Genomic DNA, 17175 nt, shown 5'->3' on the forward strand with positions numbered 1-17175 from the left:
GTCCCTGATTGAACATTGCTTTTGATTGCAGCCATTTGTGCGGCTTTGATCTGGATCAAATGCTGCAAATACCGGGTAAATTAGGAAAAATATCATTTCGCGATTTGCCCAAATTCGCGATTGGCTTTGGAATCTTTCAAATGATCTCTTGATATACATCAATTCGATGCGCAAGGTTTTGGACTAGCGAATCAGAGGATGAATTTGATGCGGTCACAGGACATGGATGCGGTTCGCGATCTGCCGATATTTGCCGGCATGGCAGATGAAAATTTCGAAGACCTGGTATCGGTTGCCTTTCTTCAGAATTTTCCCGCTCAGGTTGATTTGATCCGTGAGGGGGACAGCGCGGATTTTCTGTACATATTGGTTGAAGGATCGGCCGAACTGTTCGCGAGCAATGAAGGACGCGAAACCAGCATGGCGATCGTGAAGCCCATATCGGCGTTCATCCTCGCTGCGGTTTTGATTGACGCGGTTTGCCTGATGTCGGCCAGAACGCTGACGGCATCGCGATTACTTATGATACCGGCGGAACATATCCGGCGCCATTTTGCCGAGGATAAGGTCTTTGCCGTGGCCATCGCATCCGAACTGTCAAAAGCCTATCGCCAGATTGTCAAAATGCACAAGGAAACTAAGTTGCGTCCAGCTTTTGAACGACTGGCAAATTATCTGCTGCGTCTCTCGCATGAGAATGACGGCGCTTCCAGTTTTGCCCTGCCGGCGGACAAGAGGACCATTGCCGCCCTGTTAAGTATGACCCCTGAAAACCTGTCCCGGTCATTTGGGGCATTGAACACGCATGGCGTTCGGGTGCAGGGGGCGACTGTACATATTGATGACCAACAGGCGCTGGAAAAATTTGCGTGCCCCAATCCGCTGATCGACAATCCTGAAATCGGCCTGGGCGTGCGCTAACGCCGCGGCGCGAATAGCATTGGCCCATATAATATTGCGAAAAGCAGGAAGCCCGATGCCCAGACCATGCCCGCAATCGACATCGCCAGAGCGTAACCCATATCGCCAAATGGCAAAATGATGCGCAGCAGTGCGCCAATGAATATCAACAGATAAATCACCACCGTTCCGGTCCCGGCGCGCAGTTCCCGCCCGCAATGACCCAAGCTGGCTCTCGTCATCACCGCCATCGTGAGCTGACCGATCGCCCCTGTTGTCAGGGCATGCAAGGCATGAGCCGCAGTTAAAATGTCAGGCCGCAAAATGGCGAGTCCGATCATGCCAAAAGAGGCCGGTATCCAGATATAGGCGATATGCAAAACCAGCACGAGCGGGTCGCGCGCTACCGCCCATCCACACCATCGGACAAGACGAACCAGATGTAGAGCCGCGATAATCAAAAAGCCCCAACCCGTGACAATGAATGTAGGAGCCATGATCCAGCAGGTCATGACCAGAGCGGAAATCAGCAAGGTCATTTTATCGAACAGATTGAAAGATATCGGCAATGGCAACATGCCTTGCTTCTTCATCCAATTGGTTGTGAAGGAGGGAATGATGCGGCCACCGATCAGCATCATCAATATCGTGATCAGCGCCAGTGCCAATCGCTGCCCGGCCTGGTAAGGCAGGTTCAGCGCAGGTTCCGCATGCCAGATAAGATTGCTGACCGCAAAAAGGGTGATGAGCGCACAAATGGGTATGTTTCGCCAGTTCTGGCCAGCGATTACTTCCCGCCAGGCCAAACCCATAACCGCAAACAGGAAAAGGCAATCAACGACAGCAATTACTGCGGCATTGCCGCCAATGAACATCACGACCCGGCCAGCCAGCCAGAGCACGAACAGCAAAGCCAGCGGCGTGTCCATGACCGGCAATCGACCGGTCCAGTTGGGGATTGCAGTCATAATAAATCCCGTGACCACCGCGCCGACATATCCAAAGATCATCTCATGCGCGTGCCAGCCCAGTGCATCACCATCCGCCCCGATCCGATAGCCATGCGTGAAGGCTGCCATCCATAGCGGGATGGCCAGCCCGGCAAACAGGGCGGCGGAAAAGAAAAAGGGTCGAAAGCCATGGCTGAAAAAGGCAGGTCCAGAATATGCTCGCCGCTTGTCACCCGGGTTTTGCTCCAATTCAGCCATCAGAATTTAAGCTGGGTCGTAAACCAGAATTTCTGTGTATCGGTCGCGAATCCATCACTGTCATAGTCGGCATATTTTAATGACATAGAGACATGCTTGCCAAAGTTTCGCGCGATCAGGAAATTCCATTCCGTGCCATAGTCGAGATCACCGCCGGTTGATTTATAATCATGGTACAGCGCGCGGAAGGTCGTTCCTTTCAGCCACGCAGGGCCAGCCGGTTTGACGACCACGTCGCCATAGAGATCACGCAAGCCATTTGCCGGGGTATTGAGAAATTTATCGGCCCAGCCATTAAATTTGTGCAGGGTTGCGAGCGGTGTTTGCAGCGCGGTGGTGCCGTCACCGTCCAGCCTTTCCAGTCCGACCTTCACGGTCACCGGACCAGCAGCAACTCCCGGTTCCAACAACAGATAATCATGCCGAAAATTGGCCGGATTTGGTCCATGATCAGACTGCCGGGCATATTCTGCCGTATAGAGCAATTTTGCTCCGCCTAAATCCTGCTTGCCAGCCAGACGCATGCCATATGTTTGCGATGATGCGCCCGGAGCATCCGGGATCTTCAGCAGATAGGCATAGGTAGTAACATTACCGATGATCGGTGCCTTGTAGCTTGCCCGGATGAGATGAATATCATTGTTTCGAAAAGTTCCGCGCGGTGAGTCCGGACCAAATATTCGCTGCACCCGCCAGCTATATCCATAGGTCGCCGAAAAGCCCTTGGCAGGCGCTACGGTCACCAATGCCGCATCCATTGTCTGGTCATTCTGCCGCCAGCCAACCGAACCAACCCATCGCTGGTTGTCGAGATTAATAGCTTGTCGGCCCGCCTTGGCATCGACAATCCCAGCATGCCGCCAGCGGATATAGGCCTGGTTTAAGACAACATCCTCGGGATCAGCCACCACGGGAAATTGTGTCTTCCCGTTCAGCGTATCGTTAAACTTCTCCGCGCCAACGTTGGAAATCGCCTCCATTTCCAGCTTGGCGCTGAGGCCTTGCCATTCGATTGTTTCAAGACCGGCCTTTATCCGCACTGTCGATGCCGTTGCATTGCGCGGAAGCCCGTCCTGATCGACGGTCTCAAGACGGTATCGTAAATCTGCGTAGGGTTTCAGCTGATCGACCACCTGCGTTTCGTCTTCCCCTTTTTCCGCCAAGGCTGGCTGCGGAAAAACGGGCATAGCCATCATGGCCAGAGGCAGTATCGAACATTTGAAAAACTGAACCATTTTATCGCTCCCGGAGAAATTGGGGATTTCCATCTAGCGACAGTTTGATCTGTTGAAATTGATTTATATCAAGAGCAGGAAAAGAGAGCACTGTGCGTCCACAGATGCGCTCCAGACAAAAGTCAGTCCTTTCTGACAATGAAATTTCTGATACGAGGGTGGATGATAATGACTGTTCCAAAACAGATACCATATACGCGAAACAGGATTTCGGCTGAAAAGGAAGAGCGAATCCGCGCTGCTGTCCGCGGCGCGCAATCTCTGCCTACAGAAAATGTGATGTCCCGTATTGCCGTTGCAGACGATGCGTCTTTGTTCCACGCCTTTTTAAACGATCCTCAAATAAGCGCACCGATCTATACGCTGCCACGCCCCTTGACCATTGAAGCGGTGGAGCAGTTTATTGCCAAACATGTGGCGGAACAGGACAAGGGTGAAGGCATGCTGTTTCTGAACTTCAACTCAGATGGCGAGATTGGAGGTTATCAGGATATTTGTATCTGGCCGCAATGGGCCGCCGGAGAATTGGGCGGTGCCGTCCATCCTGACCGGCAAGGCAAAAGGAAGGGGATTGAGGGCGCGAAGCTGGGCTTTGACTGGATGTTTGATGTTTTGGGTCTGGATTTGATCTGCGAAACAGCCGCGCTGGACAATCATCGAACCGCGCGCCTTCTGGACGGCTTGGGCTTTAAACGAATGGGCGAAACGCTGAGCCAACGCGACGATGGCACGACGCGTGCTTCACTGGTCTGGGAAATTTCCAAAGAGCAATGGAGCAGAAAGCACGGCGATTGAGAAAGCAATCCTATACGGAAAGCGGCTTTGTGTAGGTCGCCATATCAAAATAATCCCGCCAGACTTTGATCTTCCCATTCTCCATCTCAAACACGCCGCAGCAAGGCAAGTCTACCGCGATATCGCCAATCATTGTACGATCGAGGCGCTCGGCGATGACGATATCACCGTCCTCCAACAGACTAAGAATATCCCAATCGGTCCTTGTCCAATTGCTGATAAATCCCGCTATAAACGGCTTCAGGCTGTCATGACCCGAAACCGGGGCTGCGGGCATATTGTGATAGACACCGTCGACTGTGAAATATTCCACCAGCGCATCAGCATCCAGCCGTGACCATGCCTCGATAAACTCTCTGACGATTTCCTTATTAGACGGCATGCCTTATCTCGCTGGCAATGTTACTTTGATCCGACAATCTAGATGATTTGACTTGCGGTGTCGAACGTCCGCTTTTCCGCCCAGAGCGGTCAGAACCAGACATTCTGCTAACGGCCCAGTCCTTAACGCTACTCTGCTGAGTTTTCTCTTGGCCATTCCGGTCAAGGAGAAAGTAAATGACATACTCACAATTCGATCCAGCAGCGCAAAACCGAGTGCCTTGGAATTTTGGAGCCAAGATCGGCCCCAAGCGACCGTTCAATCAGAAACAGATTTGGGCCATCCGGTTCTTCCTCGATAGAGAGAAGCGTATTAGGGATCGGGCACTCTTCGATCTGGCGATCAACAGCAAACTCAGGGGCTGTGATCTGGTTGAGCTTAAGATCGGTGATCTCGTCAATGGTCCTGATATACGAAAGCGCGCGGCGATCACGCAGCGCAAGACAGGGCGGCCAGTTCAATTTGAAATTGCTTCGGATGCGCGTGAAAGTCTGTTCGCTTGGCTTGAGTGCAGAGGTGGGTCAGTAGAAGACTATGTTTTTCCAAGCCGTGTAGACCACTCAAAACATCTAAGCACACGTCAATATGCGAGACTCGTCGATGAGTGGGTTTTAGCAATTGGTTTGCGACCTGAGGAATACGGGACCCATTCGCTTCGCCGTACGAAAGCCTCGATCATCTACAAGGCAACCGGAAACCTAAGGGCAATTCAGATCCTGCTCGGCCACTCCAAGCTAGAGAATACTGTTCGTTATCTCGGTGTTGATATCGAGGACGCGCTGACCCTAGCTGAGAAGACTGAAATTTGACTGATGCTGGGCGCCGGTCAGTTTGTGGCTGGCGTCCACCATTGGGGTGGATTGCAGCCATTGTAACCGACAAACTCTATCGGCCGTAAAAATCCCGTTAGCGGACGCCAGCAGGCCGTGCAACACGCCTTGTTCTCAACATGTTGTGGCACTTAATTCCGGGAAAATACCTATATCTATGCGCCGTGATTGATGCATATCAATGCTCATTGTTACTTCTGCAAAGGCCACCGGAATCACCTCTCTGATCAGGCAGCAGATTTTTTGGCGATTCGTAAGAGCGTTCCTTGAATTCTCGGGGGTTAGGTATGAACGAAACACAATCTGTTAAACCTCGCGAGAACCAAGATTCCAATCATCCTATTGCCTCGGTTAGAGTGCTGAACTGTGGACACGCAGAGCAGCATCAAGAACATCGCTATGGCAGCAGATTGCCACAACTCTGGTGGGTCTTCTTTGGGAGAAGATGGGTACCTTTGCCCTTGCAATGTTTCCTAATTGATCATCGCGATGGATTGGTGCTGTTCGATACAGGTATCGATCCGGCGATCATTTCCGACAAACGCTATATCAAACAAGCAATCGGGCGCCTTTTGTTGTCCCGAATTTTCCGGTTTCACCTGGCCGAGACTGACCGCATCGACCATGTTCTGGCGAAGGCAGGCATCGCTGCCAGTGATATTCGCAAAGCGGTTATCTCGCATCTCCATTTTGATCATGCCGGAGGCATCGCTCAGATACCACAGGCCGATCTGCTGGTCAGCGAGCATGAATGGAAAATCCTGTCCAGCCCGCATCCAGAACATGAATGGATTCTCCGAGAGCATATCGAGATCCCATCCGCGAAGTGGCAGCAAATTTCGTTTGCTCCGACTGACGACCCGCTTTTCGGAGAGTTTGACGGGATTTACGACGTCGCAGGTGATGGCTCGATGATCCTTTTGCCGACGCCGGGACATACACCTGGTTCGATGTCCCTGCTGATCCGCCAGGAAGGATGGGATCCGATACTGCTTGTGGGGGACATGACATACGAAACTGCTTCATTCGAACAAGATATTGTTCCCGGCACGGGCGACAAAAAAACGCTTCTCGCCACCTTCGCCAAGGTTCGCCGGCTGCAGCGGTTTCTACCTGATCTAAAGATTGTGCCATCGCATGATTTCGCTGCTGGGGAGGCGATTTCGCGCAGTACGCAACTCGTCACAAATCGTTGAGGATGAAACAATGACAAATGCAGAAACAGATGATTGGGACGTAATCGTCATTGGCTCCGGAATAGGGGGCATGGCCGCTGGCGCGGCATTGAGCCGGGTCGGGCATAAGGTGCTCCTTCTCGAGCAGCATTGGACGCTGGGTGGACTGACCCACAGCTTCACCCGCGAAGGCTTCACCTGGGACGTTGGCATTCATTACCTGAGCTATATGGCACCGGGAGAACGTGAGCGCACCCTGCTCGATTGGCTGTGCGACACGCCGATTGAACTCGTGTCATTGGGCTCGATCTATGATGTTCTGCACATCGGCTCTTCCGAGCCACTGGCTCTGTCACGTCCCTATGAGGCGCAGGAAAGGGATCTAAAGGACCGCTTTCCAAAGGAAGCCGGGGCAATCGAAGCCTGGATTCAGGCGCTTCGCGAAGGCCGCGAAGCCATGCTCAAGATTGCCCCGACTCGGGCAATGCCCGAGCTCGCGGGTGACATGCTCGACTGGTGGAACCGCCACGAGATCGAGAAGTGGTGCGCTCGGACGACCAAGGATGTTATCGATGGCCTCACCGACAATCCGGAGCTAGCCGCCGTGATGGCTGCACAATGGGGGGACCACGGCGGAAGGCCAAGCAAGGCAAGCTTCGCAATGCATGCGTTGATCGCTGCATCCTATCTCAAGTCGGGATCGTGGTATCCCGTCGGCGGTGGCGCTGCGTTTGCCGAACATATCATCCCGACAATTACTAAGGCCGGCGGAGAGGCTCGAACGGGTGTGCGCGTTGAAGAATTGCTTCATGACGGCGGCAAGGTTGTCGGTGTCCAGACGGGCGATGGCGAGCAAATTCGAGCGAAAGCTGTAATTTCCAACATTGGCGCGCGCGAGACCATCGAGTATCTTTTGCCGGAAGATTTTGGGAATGCCTCATGGTTCGAAGAGATCCGCGATCTCCCTTCAAGTATTGCGCACTACACGCTCTTCCTGGGTTTCGAAGGCGATATCGAAACCGCTGGCGCCACAAAGGCAAACCACTGGTTCTATCCTAGCGGAGATGTCGATGTGCTCTGGACGACCGCACCGGACGGAGATCCACCTTTCGTGGTAGTCGGCTTTGGCTCACTCAAAGACCCGACCCATGAACCCGGCCCGCGCCAAAAGCACACCGGTCAAATTATAAGTTGGGCGGACTGGGGGCCTGTTGCACAATGGGCAATCAAGCTAGCCGGAGAGCGAGGAGAAGACTACGCGGACTTCAGACGCAGAGTTGAAGAAACACTTATGCGGCAATTCGAACAACGCTTTCCTGACCTCGCCAAAATGGTCGTGTACCGCGAATTGGCCACACCGCTTTCCACTGTGACCTTTACTGGGCATCACGAAGGGGCATTCTATGGTCTTGATGTGACTCCACAGCGTGTTATGTGCGATGGCCTGCGGGCGAAGACACCCATCCCAGGCCTCTTTCTGTCTGGTCAGGATGTCATGAGCCCGGGCGTGCCCGGTGCGTTATGGGGCGGAGTGCTCAGCGCGGCCAGCGTCGATCCGAAGGTGTTCAAGGCATTCCGGTAGCGGAGTCCGACTGCCCCCCACTTCGAACTCAAAGTCGACGGTCCGTAATCGGCCCATTTGCAGTCGTCAGAAACGTCCTAAGCTAGTGTCCGCTTTCGGGATAAAGCAGACAGAATGCTAGTGTCCGCTATGGGCGCAAAAGCGGACTCTAGCGGGATTCACAAATCCCCTACTTTCAGTCCTGTAACGTTTGATGCTGACGGGTGATGATTTCTCGAAGACAAAATAACCACCAAGCGATACCAGTTGGTATACCATAAATTATGCCCATATCGAGTAGTTGAAATTTTTCAATTTCATAAGAGCCTGTGAACAACAGATGGTCGATGATGTAAAATAGTAACTTACCCGCTGTAGCTCCCCAAAGAACCGCCACTACGCCAACCCACCAGCTGTGCGCTTTTCGAACAAGCAGGCGTGTGAAGGGTAGTCCAAATATGGCTAAACCTGCCGCAACAAATGGAATGGCGATTGAGCCATAAACAATCAAAAGCACGGGTATTGCCCATAGTTCGGATACGTCCAATGGTTCATTCCAAGACATGAGCAGCATTTGCAAAGCAACGCCGACATAAGCGCCGGTCAAAACGCTTCGCCAAAAACTTTTGGTGCTTGGGCTTTGTCCGCTTTCCATAAAACAGTAATTTCATAGCCAATTGGGAATGTCAGCTTTTGTATGCCGGATAAGATAAATGCAAACCTTAGTTACGATGATTTCCTAATGTCCGCTTTCGGGATATAGCAGACAAGACTGTATTTCTGGAGGAAAGTGAGCATTATTGGTTGCTATTGATCAACCGTTGGTTAGCGTATTGTTATGCTATCTGACTATGATTCTAAACTTCTGGGCAACATAGACCAACATGGCTGGCAATTCACTTTCGTGTTCGATCCCGATGGGAAAAATCCGGATTTTGGTTATTCGATTGGGTTCACCCAAACACTCAATGCACCGGAGTTCATCGTATTTGGCCTCGATAAAGGCCTAATGAATAGCATGATTTGGGAAGTATTCCGTCAAATTGAAGGTGGTTTGCAACCTGCAGACGGGATGCGTTTGCAGGGACTTCTTGATGGGTTTGATTGCATTCTTCGCAAAGCCAAGCATCACCAGCTATTTGAAGAATATGCTGTTTCAGCAAATTGGTTTTGGCATCATTTAGGCGAAACTGGGCACCCCACTGTTTATCAAATTGTTTGGCCCGGAGCACAGCAAGGTCTATTTCCATGGGAAAGCGATTGCGATGCCTTTGTCATAGAATCGCAACCTCAACTTTGGGTTTCGAGCGAGAAAAACTAATGTCCGCTTTCGGGATGTTGCAGACATAACGCTAGTGTCCGCTATGGGCGCAAAAGCGGACACTATGATAAGCATGCCCGAGCGAATTGATAATTGTAGCTTCCAATAGATATTGCGCAGTGTAAAAAGAAACGAGCGATAATGGTGGGCAATCTAATATGTCGAATAACATATTCTGGGCATGGCAGAGCGACCTAGACCAAAATCAAAACAGGCATTTTATAAAAAAATGCTTAGAGGAAGCAGCCGAAAAGTTCGCATTAGAACTCAATCTCGAAGAGCGGCCTGAAATTGACCACGGGACAAAAAATCGGCGAGGTTTGGCGGCTATCGCAGATTCGATACTTGAAAAAATTGACGACTGCAAAATTTTTGTTGCAGATTTGACGCCAATAACAGTATCAAAAAACGGGAAGTATTCTGCCAATCCCAACGTACTTTTCGAACTAGGGTATGCTGTAAAAAATTTAACTTTCGAACAGATTATACTTGTTTGGAATCGGTCTTATGCGGGAACGCAACCGGAGGAGTTACCGTTTGATTTGCGTCACCGAACTGGCCCGATAGGATATAACTTGTCGACGGAGTGCTCAAAAGCTGATCGCACCAAAGTAAGATCAAAACTGGTGAACGAATTATACGAAGCGATCAAAATTAATTGGCCGCAGGATGACCCTTCACAAAGCTTTGCAAATCAGTGGTGTGACGATCATGGACATGGGCCCGCCAGTTGGACCGATCAAAAAGAGCAATGGTTGATTTCAGATTCTCGTAAAACCGAAAACTGGATCCAGCTCTATCCCGCTCAATCTTTTTGTCGAATATTACCCGCTTCGTGGCCAAAGAACATGGCTACGTCCAAGCTCCAACACACTTATCCAATCGGCCATTGGTCGGGGCTAGATAACGGCAAGGTGAAAGGAGGCCTCTTAACTTACAACAGGGTCAATATTGCGGGTCGCGATTTCGGCAATGCTTTTTCAACGTGTGCAATGTGGTTTTCTTCAAACGGTGAGATTTGGAGTTTCGATAGTGATGTCTACCCAAAGAGCGAGAGTACACTGTATTGTGACGGATATAGCTATATCACTTCCTGCGCAGAATTCGTTCAAAGACACTTAACCATGATCGATTCAGTAGGTGGCAAAGGTCCCTACCGGATCAAAATGGGGATGATCGATCTTCAAGGGAAAACGTGGCTGACACCTCTGGGCCGGCCGGGAGGCAGGGCGACGGAAGAGTTTTTCGACTTTGAGTTCGTCACTACCGACTATCAAGCGAGTAAGACTAGTTTTTGGGAAGCTTGGACAAAGCTATGCGATTGTTTTGGTCATGCCCCGGGTGATGAAACTGAATTTATTTCACAGTTACCCACCTGAATTTTTATCATTAGGAATGATCTGCTCTAGTGTCCGCTTTCGGGATATTGCGGACAGGCTGCCGATCAACCTGCGGAGAGAAACGCATTGACTCTGTCCTGTGCATTTTTCCTAATGCTGCCGTAGAACAGTGAAAAATCTATCAGGTGATAGTTATCCTCTCCCATGTTTACTGGCAAATCATCGAACATATCGGATTGGAAATCACCAACAAGAAGCCGATCACTTTGGCATTGAGCACCGGTTACGCCAGCCTCGTAACGAACCTTATCCCCGACTGAGAGGGAGCCGGTATTCTGTTCTGCAGCTACGGACCTTCCGTCGGTGGTCCAGCTAAGCGGATTGACGCAAACAGCGCCGATATAATCGGGAAAGGGCTTCGCATTTGGACCCAGCGAATTCCAAGTGACATAGCATGCCGTCTGCTCAGGCGTATCACAAACAGGAATGTCAGCCACAGCCTCTTTCATATCAGAAGGATTGATGCCGAACCCAATCGGATATGCAGCGACCATGCGATCCTTCAACGATGTTCCGGTAATTTTGGCCTTCAGCAGCCGAACCACATGATCCGCGCCCTGGCTATGCCCAGCAACAATGAAAGGCCGATCATCAATACGTTTGAGAAATTCATCAAAGGCTCGCTCAACATCCGCAAAGGCAAATGCCCGCGCTTTATCGCCAGAGCCGGTTTCATCCATGAATGACCAAAGCGTTGCCTGGCGATATTTAGGTGCGTAAACCTCGCAGCAACCGTTGAATGCGCTTGCCTGAGCGCGCATCACTAGGTCATCGCGGAATTCGCTCGATTCCGGGTCATCTGTCGGCGCATTCCAGCCCGCGTCCGATAGGTAGGTCGTTGGGTGCAGGAAAAATACCGCGACATCAGAAGGTTGCGGTTGTCGGTTGAGTTGATCAGGAATGAAATCTGCGCCATCCTTTTTACTGGGTAATGCAGCCCACGCGTCTTCGTCAGCATAATCTAACCCAGCGGGAACTTGTGCTACATCAAATGCGTTCGCTGGTTCCATTTGTGATTTCATCACTGCAAATATAATTTGTTCGCGAAACAAATAGGACGCGCCAAGCACTAGCAGAAGAACCAACCCAATTCGGACGCCCCATTTCAACATATATGCCTCCTCGAACATTCTACAAAAATACGAGGCTAAGTGGGTGCATATAAAATTGCAACAATGGCAGACAGTCTAGTTCAACTTGAGAGGGTTCATCCGAGAATGGTTCCGATCAAGCCTTTAGCCATGACAAAATTAAGCTAAAGTCGGCTTTCGGGATAAAGCAGCGACGGAGTTAGTTTCCGCATGGGGTACGAAAGCGGTTTCTATATTTGCTGAAGGACTGCCCGCGGGTCATTGATCATAGCGTGGAAGAAAGATAAAACTTGAGGCTACAGATTCGACTCTTGTCGGGCGCACCATTCTTCTTTTGCTATTTTTTAAAGCCGCGCTGGACGGCGTCCATGGGTTCTGAGGTCACCGGATAACCAATGCCTTCCGGAATACACAAATACGCGCCGTCATCGCGTTTCTCAATGGTTGGCGACACCATCGTCACTGGATGACGGTTGCTATGGTCTGCTGCCTCGGCGAAGGATCCGAATTGCGCTAGCCGCTCAAGATTGCGTTTGGTTGGGAAGATGATCTTCACATCTCCGGCATCGGCTTTTTGCAAGACGCCTTGCGCGCTGCTCCAAAAAAGATTGTAATTTTCGGTTTCATCAACTGTCGCCTCGGCGGCATGATCGTCGTGGGAAATCATGTAGAAGCGGGTGTCGAACACTCGCTTTTCAGCAAAGGGTGGGCACCAGCGGGTAAAGGGCACCAGCTTGTCGAGATGCAACTGCCAATCAAACTGGTTGCATATTTCCGACAATATCGTCCCTTCGTGCAGCGCGGCGCGCGCATCGATCACCCGGTGCGGCGCAAGATCGCCATCGACAGCCACTGCGATGCCAGTCTCTTCTATCGATTCCCGGATAGCCGCGATCCGTGCGCCATATTCCTCAAAATCATCATGGCCCAATGTCCTGGCAAAATCATAGTCGGCATCATCAACCCTGCCACCTGGAAAAACCGCCGCGCCTGCTGCAAAGGCCATTTTCGCCGACCGTTCGACCATCAACAGTTCCGGCGCGCTGGCTCCGGGCTGGTCTCGAAAAATAACCAATGTAGAGGCCGGTATCGGTTTCGGCATCGGTTTTCCGGTCAGGGCATCAATCGCGGGCACATCATTATTATTTGTCATGACAACCTATGAACAGCATGGCTCAACCAATGTAAAGCTATAGCGCACATCAACAAACACTCCCCCGATTTGCCAAGCCGGACGGATCGTGGCAATCATGCGGTCATGGGAATTGTAGAAATACTGGGTCTGGCAGGCAGTGTAAGCCTTTTGTCGGGCTGGCGATTATATCTCACGGTCTTTGTCACTGGCCTCGCCATGCGACTGCAATGGATCAGTCTGCCGGAGAATCTGCAGATGCTCGACGCGTTGGCCAATCCGTGGGTGCTGGCGATCAGTGCGCTTGGTGCGCTGGCCGAATTTTTTGCCGACAAGATATTATGGCTCGACAGTATCTGGGATACGATCCACACGGTGATCCGCCCACTGGGCGGCGCTCTGCTGGCATTGGCGGTTGTCGATTCTGGTGATCCGGCATGGCAGGTAGTCATCTTCCTACTCGGCGGCGGCGCGGCATTGATGAGCCACGGTGCCAAGGCCGGTGCCCGCGCGATCGTAAACACTAGCCCTGAACCGGTTAGCAACGCTGTCGTATCCACTGGCGAAGATGTCGCCACCGGCGGTTTGTTGATCCTTGCCTTTGCCAATCCTGTCGCGGCTTTTGCAATTGCATCACTGCTTCTGATCTTTTGTATTTTTCTGGTCTACAAAGGATATCGGCTTTGGCGAAAGATTGTGTCCAGTGGCAATTGACGCCGAGGAAGGTCCTTTATGATCACATCGCCTTCTCTCTCAGTTTTGCTTGCCTTTTGAAGACGATAAATTAGCGTGGCCCGCCACAAGGGAGCGGGTTTAAATGGCAGTGCAACAGATTCTGGTAATTGACGAAGGCACGACTTCGACGCGCGCGATGCTCTTTGGTGTCGATGGCAAATTGCACGGATCTCAGCAGGAAGAGTTACAGCAATATTATCCCGCCGCCGGTCTGGTGGAACATGATGCCGCTGAAATCTGGAACAAGACTCTGCGCTGTTGCCAGAAAATGATCGAACAGGCGGGTGGAGCGGAAAAAATAGCCGCCATCGGAATCACCAACCAGCGCGAAACCATTGTTGCGTGGGACAAACGTACAGGCGAGCCGCTCAGCAAGGCGATTGTCTGGCAAGATCGCCGCACGGCGGAAACATGTGATGCCCTGAGAGCCAAGGATCTCGAGCCGATGATTCAGGCAAAAACCGGTTTGCTGCTGGATCCCTATTTTTCCGGTAGCAAAATTGGTTGGATGCTCAAGAACTGGCCCGATATTTCTGACGCCGGGGATAATCTGGCATTTGGCACCATCGAATCCTATCTTATTTTCCGGTTGACCGGCGGGGATCATATTACCGATGCCAGCAATGCCAGTCGGACCATGTTGATGGCTCTGGACAGTCACGACTGGGACGATGATCTTCTGGCGTTATTTGATATACCCAGAAAGGCGCTACCCAAGATTGTCGACTGCGCTGGTGACCTGGGCAAGACATCATCCCATCTGTTCGGAGCACCCATTGCGATATGTGGGTCCGCCGGAGATCAACAGGCCGCAACCATTGGCCAGGCCTGCCTGGATGTTGGTCAAACCAAAGCTACCTTTGGGACGGGTGCTTTCATCCTTACCAATTGTGGCAGTAAACCACCCAAGTCAGATAACCGCCTCTTGTCGACTGTGCTGTTCCAAATGGATGGTAAACGGACCTATGCACTAGAGGGCTCGGTTTTTGTCGCTGGCAGCCTGATGCAATGGCTGCGTGATGATGTGGGATTGATTCAATATGCCGGTGAGAGCGAAGAATTGGCGCGGTCGGTTGCCGACAATGGCGGTGTCTACCTTGTCCCTGCCCTCTCCGGTCTGGGCGCACCGCACTGGAAAGCCGATGCCAGCGCAACGATTTCCGGTCTCAGTTTCGCTGCGACAAAGGCCCATATCGTGCGTGCGGCTCTCGAAGCCATGGCTTATCAGTGTTACGACTTGAAAACCGCTTTTTCAGCAGATGGCACGGACTGGCAAAGCCTGCGGATTGATGGCGGTATGGTTGCCAATGACTGGATGGTGCAAGATCTGGCTGATATATTGGATATCCCGGTCGAGCGACCAGAGTTTTTTGAAACCACCGCACTTGGCGCAGCAATGTTAGCGGCAGTGGGTGCAGGCATTTATAGTTCCCTGAATGACGCATCGATCATGATATCGGGGCTAGAAACCTATCACGCCGCGATCGATCCGTCGCAGCGCGAAACCCGTCTGGTCGGTTGGGAGAATGCGGTGGAAAGCGTTCTCGGCAACTAAACCCTATCCCTACTTACGGCTGAACCCCGGCCGTTTGTTGCAGGTATCGGTTTGAAAGCCGTTCCAGACATGGCCGTTATCGATCTTTTTCACAAAATGGCCCTGATCATTTTTTGCTTCAAAGTTAAACTGTTCGATATTGATTGGTTCATCAAATTGCATCCCGAACTCTCGGCCACTGAACCACCGCACCGTTCCGGACACTTTGCCAAAGCCTCTTTTGTTGATCTCCACAGCCTGCCCCACCCGCAATTTTATCGGCGAAGTCGCACGAACACCATAGGTGGAAAGGTTACGGACGATGGAGTCATGCGGCCCTGAGGCATCGGCAAACAGCTCGACCTTTACGAGCTTTCGTATCCGCGGTTCGCGAAAAACCGTCTGCGCGCTTTCTTCCTTCAGGTTTTCTAACGAGTTAATCATCCTTGTCGTCCGATATTCAGGGTTCAACAGAATTTACGGTTGTTGAGTTGAAAACTTAAGGCCCGAAACCGAGGATCAGCCCGCTAATTAGATGGTCTGATAAGATGCTCACCTTTGGTAACGTAAACCACTCAGAGACAATTGTTTTATTCTACAAAGGCAGTTTAAAATTGCGTCATAGCGAAACTTTTTTCGGACAAACCATGGACTCCGCCCGATTTTTGCTTATCAAAAGAGCTGGGTAACATTCACACACGTGGGTAATTGAAGTGGGTGATTTGATTAGGGATGGCTTCGGCCAGCTTGGAAAAATTGCGCTGGTGGTTGCGTTGATCGCAGCTATTTGGGCGAGCTTATGGTATGCTGCAGCCACACAGACGGCGAAGCAGGCTCAGTCGACGGCTCCGTCTGCCAACAAAAATGCTCCGACAGCCGACATGAACCGTGAGCCCATGAAAGACTGACGACGACGCATGAAACTGCGTGTTGAAAAGAATTGCACCAGATACAAAAAGGGCCCGCCAATCATGGCGAGCCCTTTTTGTTTGAAGCGTTAACTCAGTGACTAAGCGTCTTTTTTCTTTTTCTCGGCTTTCACATCAGCCCAGATCGTCTTGTACGACAAGAACCCAAGTATCGTAGCGATCAACAGGAAGGCAATGACAGCCCAACCGGTCTGCTTCTGCTTGATCAGCGATGGTTCCGCAGTCCAGATCAGGAAGGCTGAGACATCTTCTGACATCTGAGAAACGGTCGCCTCTGTTTCATCTGAATAGGTGACCTGACCATCACCGGTAATCGGCGGTGCCATCGCAATATTCAGATTCGCAAAATAGGCGTTGTAGTGCAGTCCAGTTCCGGGGCGATTGGCTTCAGGAAGCTCTGCTGGTGGATCTGAATAGCCAGTCAGCAAAGAATAAACATAAGGAGCGCCGCCATTGCGTGCCTTGGTGATCAGTGAAAGATCAGGTGGAATGGCGTTGTTATTGGCCGCAGCAGCCGCAACATCATTAGAAAATGGCTTCGGAAACTTGTCCGCCGGAATAGACGGGCGGGTAGATGCCTCGCCGGTATCCGGATCAATAGCTGGTGTTTCAATGGGCCAGTTTGCCGCAATCGCCTTCACCTCGTCTTCGGTATAGCCAAGTTCAGCCAGATTACGGAAAGCGACCAGACGAATGCCATGGCACGCAGCGCAGACCTCTTTATACACCTGGAAACCGCGCTGCAGCTGCTGCTGATCGAATTTGCCAAAGGGGCCGTCACTTGCAAAGGACACGTCCTTTGGTCCTTCGTGAAACTGATATTCCACAGCTTTGACAGGTGGATTGGAGAAATACTCAACCGCGCCGCGCCCAAATGAATAGATCAGCATTCCAGCAAAGAACAAACCGATCAATATCCCGAAAAATCTTACCATTACTTCAGATCC

The 17175-nt window shown here is 51.4% G+C and carries 18 protein-coding genes; 10 read left to right on the top strand and 8 right to left on the bottom strand.

Going from position 1 to position 17175, the window contains the following annotated elements; all coding sequences use genetic code 11:
* Window positions 1–207: 207 nt before the first annotated feature.
* Window positions 208–921, top strand: coding sequence for a cyclic nucleotide-binding domain-containing protein (locus DG177_RS03845; protein ID WP_108812752.1), 714 nt, complete (start codon window positions 208–210; stop codon window positions 919–921).
* Here the strand turns inward: DG177_RS03845 and DG177_RS03850 are convergent.
* Entirely contained in the window at window positions 918–2108 is a 1191-nt protein-coding gene (locus DG177_RS03850) for an NnrS family protein (protein WP_108810291.1), read from the bottom strand. The genes DG177_RS03845 and DG177_RS03850 overlap by 4 nt on opposite strands.
* The gene (locus DG177_RS03855) at window positions 2108–3343 is read right to left on the bottom strand and encodes a hypothetical protein (protein ID WP_108810292.1); all 1236 of its coding nucleotides are present in this window, start codon (window positions 3341–3343) and stop codon (window positions 2108–2110) included. The genes DG177_RS03850 and DG177_RS03855 overlap by 1 nt, the downstream gene beginning before the upstream one ends.
* A gap of 168 nt (window positions 3344–3511) precedes the next feature.
* Between DG177_RS03855 and DG177_RS03860 the strand changes: the two genes are divergently transcribed.
* Window positions 3512–4138: a GNAT family N-acetyltransferase gene (locus tag DG177_RS03860; RefSeq protein ID WP_337658487.1), complete on the top strand. Its 627-nt coding sequence runs from the start codon at window positions 3512–3514 to the stop codon at window positions 4136–4138.
* A gap of 10 nt (window positions 4139–4148) precedes the next feature.
* On the opposite strand, the gene DG177_RS03865 is transcribed toward DG177_RS03860, so the two are convergent.
* Window positions 4149–4520 carry a limonene-1,2-epoxide hydrolase family protein gene (locus tag DG177_RS03865; protein WP_108810294.1) on the bottom strand — a complete coding sequence of 124 codons (372 nt, stop codon included), beginning with the start codon at window positions 4518–4520 and terminating at the stop codon, window positions 4149–4151.
* A gap of 176 nt (window positions 4521–4696) precedes the next feature.
* Between DG177_RS03865 and DG177_RS03870 the strand changes: the two genes are divergently transcribed.
* From DG177_RS03870 to DG177_RS03880, 3 genes are all read left to right on the top strand, one after another.
* Window positions 4697–5329 (top strand): tyrosine-type recombinase/integrase, encoded by a 633-nt coding sequence (locus DG177_RS03870; protein ID WP_108810295.1) that lies wholly within the window; start codon window positions 4697–4699, stop codon window positions 5327–5329.
* Window positions 5330–5637: 308 nt separating this feature from the next.
* On the top strand, window positions 5638–6546 hold the full coding sequence (locus tag DG177_RS03875; protein ID WP_108810296.1) for an MBL fold metallo-hydrolase: 909 nt from the start codon (window positions 5638–5640) through the stop codon (window positions 6544–6546).
* A 10-nt stretch (window positions 6547–6556) separates the two neighbouring features.
* Window positions 6557–8107 carry an FAD-dependent oxidoreductase gene (locus DG177_RS03880; RefSeq protein WP_108810297.1) on the top strand — a complete coding sequence of 517 codons (1551 nt, stop codon included), beginning with the start codon at window positions 6557–6559 and terminating at the stop codon, window positions 8105–8107.
* A gap of 175 nt (window positions 8108–8282) precedes the next feature.
* Here the strand turns inward: DG177_RS03880 and DG177_RS03885 are convergent, their stop codons facing one another.
* Window positions 8283–8741 (bottom strand): hypothetical protein, encoded by a 459-nt coding sequence (locus tag DG177_RS03885; protein WP_108810298.1) that lies wholly within the window; start codon window positions 8739–8741, stop codon window positions 8283–8285.
* A 183-nt stretch (window positions 8742–8924) separates the two neighbouring features.
* Here DG177_RS03885 and DG177_RS03890 point away from each other — a divergent pair, with 183 nt between their 5' ends.
* Together DG177_RS03890 and DG177_RS03895 are read left to right on the top strand one after the other, a co-directional pair.
* Entirely contained in the window at window positions 8925–9407 is a 483-nt protein-coding gene (locus DG177_RS03890) for a DUF4262 domain-containing protein (RefSeq protein ID WP_108810299.1), read from the top strand.
* A 158-nt stretch (window positions 9408–9565) separates the two neighbouring features.
* Window positions 9566–10786 carry a hypothetical protein gene (locus DG177_RS03895; RefSeq protein WP_108810300.1) on the top strand — a complete coding sequence of 407 codons (1221 nt, stop codon included), beginning with the start codon at window positions 9566–9568 and terminating at the stop codon, window positions 10784–10786.
* A 65-nt stretch (window positions 10787–10851) separates the two neighbouring features.
* On the opposite strand, the gene DG177_RS03900 is transcribed toward DG177_RS03895, so the two are convergent.
* The gene (locus DG177_RS03900; RefSeq protein WP_337658488.1) at window positions 10852–11919 is read right to left on the bottom strand and encodes a DUF3089 domain-containing protein; all 1068 of its coding nucleotides are present in this window, start codon (window positions 11917–11919) and stop codon (window positions 10852–10854) included.
* A 316-nt stretch (window positions 11920–12235) separates the two neighbouring features.
* Entirely contained in the window at window positions 12236–13051 is an 816-nt protein-coding gene (locus tag DG177_RS03905; RefSeq protein ID WP_337658489.1) for an NUDIX hydrolase, read from the bottom strand.
* A 105-nt stretch (window positions 13052–13156) separates the two neighbouring features.
* On the opposite strand from DG177_RS03905, the gene DG177_RS03910 reads away from it, so the two are divergent.
* On the top strand, window positions 13157–13744 hold the full coding sequence (locus tag DG177_RS03910) for a DUF4126 family protein (RefSeq protein ID WP_108810302.1): 588 nt from the start codon (window positions 13157–13159) through the stop codon (window positions 13742–13744).
* Window positions 13745–13847: 103 nt separating this feature from the next.
* Window positions 13848–15320, top strand: coding sequence for a glycerol kinase GlpK (gene glpK / locus DG177_RS03915; RefSeq protein WP_108810303.1), 1473 nt, complete (start codon window positions 13848–13850; stop codon window positions 15318–15320).
* A 9-nt stretch (window positions 15321–15329) separates the two neighbouring features.
* Here the strand turns inward: glpK and DG177_RS03920 are convergent, their stop codons facing one another.
* Window positions 15330–15743, bottom strand: a complete 414-nt coding sequence (locus DG177_RS03920) for a hypothetical protein (RefSeq protein WP_108810304.1) — start codon at window positions 15741–15743, stop codon at window positions 15330–15332.
* A 269-nt stretch (window positions 15744–16012) separates the two neighbouring features.
* Between DG177_RS03920 and DG177_RS03925 the strand changes: the two genes are divergently transcribed.
* Window positions 16013–16207, top strand: a complete 195-nt coding sequence (locus DG177_RS03925; protein WP_108810305.1) for a hypothetical protein — start codon at window positions 16013–16015, stop codon at window positions 16205–16207.
* 101 nt (window positions 16208–16308) lie between these two features.
* Here DG177_RS03925 and DG177_RS03930 read toward each other — a convergent pair whose 3' ends face one another.
* On the bottom strand, window positions 16309–17163 hold the full coding sequence (locus DG177_RS03930; protein ID WP_108810306.1) for a cytochrome c1: 855 nt from the start codon (window positions 17161–17163) through the stop codon (window positions 16309–16311).
* Window positions 17164–17175: the final 12 nt, after the last annotated feature.

The organism is Sphingorhabdus sp. Alg231-15 (assembly GCF_900149705.1).
Classification (GTDB): Bacteria; Pseudomonadota; Alphaproteobacteria; order Sphingomonadales; family Sphingomonadaceae; genus Parasphingorhabdus.

Coding starts and splice junctions, on each gene's coding strand:
- DG177_RS03845 (WP_108812752.1), top strand. CDS start 208: ATGCGGTCACAGGACATGGATGCGGTTCGCGATCTGCCGATATTTGCC.
- DG177_RS03850 (WP_108810291.1), bottom strand. CDS start 2,108: ATGGCTGAATTGGAGCAAAACCCGGGTGACAAGCGGCGAGCATATTCT.
- DG177_RS03855 (WP_108810292.1), bottom strand. CDS start 3,343: ATGGTTCAGTTTTTCAAATGTTCGATACTGCCTCTGGCCATGATGGCT.
- DG177_RS03860 (WP_337658487.1), top strand. CDS start 3,512: ATGACTGTTCCAAAACAGATACCATATACGCGAAACAGGATTTCGGCT.
- DG177_RS03865 (WP_108810294.1), bottom strand. CDS start 4,520: ATGCCGTCTAATAAGGAAATCGTCAGAGAGTTTATCGAGGCATGGTCA.
- DG177_RS03870 (WP_108810295.1), top strand. CDS start 4,697: ATGACATACTCACAATTCGATCCAGCAGCGCAAAACCGAGTGCCTTGG.
- DG177_RS03875 (WP_108810296.1), top strand. CDS start 5,638: ATGAACGAAACACAATCTGTTAAACCTCGCGAGAACCAAGATTCCAAT.
- DG177_RS03880 (WP_108810297.1), top strand. CDS start 6,557: ATGACAAATGCAGAAACAGATGATTGGGACGTAATCGTCATTGGCTCC.
- DG177_RS03885 (WP_108810298.1), bottom strand. CDS start 8,741: ATGGAAAGCGGACAAAGCCCAAGCACCAAAAGTTTTTGGCGAAGCGTT.
- DG177_RS03890 (WP_108810299.1), top strand. CDS start 8,925: ATGCTATCTGACTATGATTCTAAACTTCTGGGCAACATAGACCAACAT.
- DG177_RS03895 (WP_108810300.1), top strand. CDS start 9,566: ATGTCGAATAACATATTCTGGGCATGGCAGAGCGACCTAGACCAAAAT.
- DG177_RS03900 (WP_337658488.1), bottom strand. CDS start 11,919: ATGTTGAAATGGGGCGTCCGAATTGGGTTGGTTCTTCTGCTAGTGCTT.
- DG177_RS03905 (WP_337658489.1), bottom strand. CDS start 13,051: ATGACAAATAATAATGATGTGCCCGCGATTGATGCCCTGACCGGAAAA.
- DG177_RS03910 (WP_108810302.1), top strand. CDS start 13,157: ATGGGAATTGTAGAAATACTGGGTCTGGCAGGCAGTGTAAGCCTTTTG.
- glpK (WP_108810303.1), top strand. CDS start 13,848: ATGGCAGTGCAACAGATTCTGGTAATTGACGAAGGCACGACTTCGACG.
- DG177_RS03920 (WP_108810304.1), bottom strand. CDS start 15,743: ATGATTAACTCGTTAGAAAACCTGAAGGAAGAAAGCGCGCAGACGGTT.
- DG177_RS03930 (WP_108810306.1), bottom strand. CDS start 17,163: ATGGTAAGATTTTTCGGGATATTGATCGGTTTGTTCTTTGCTGGAATG.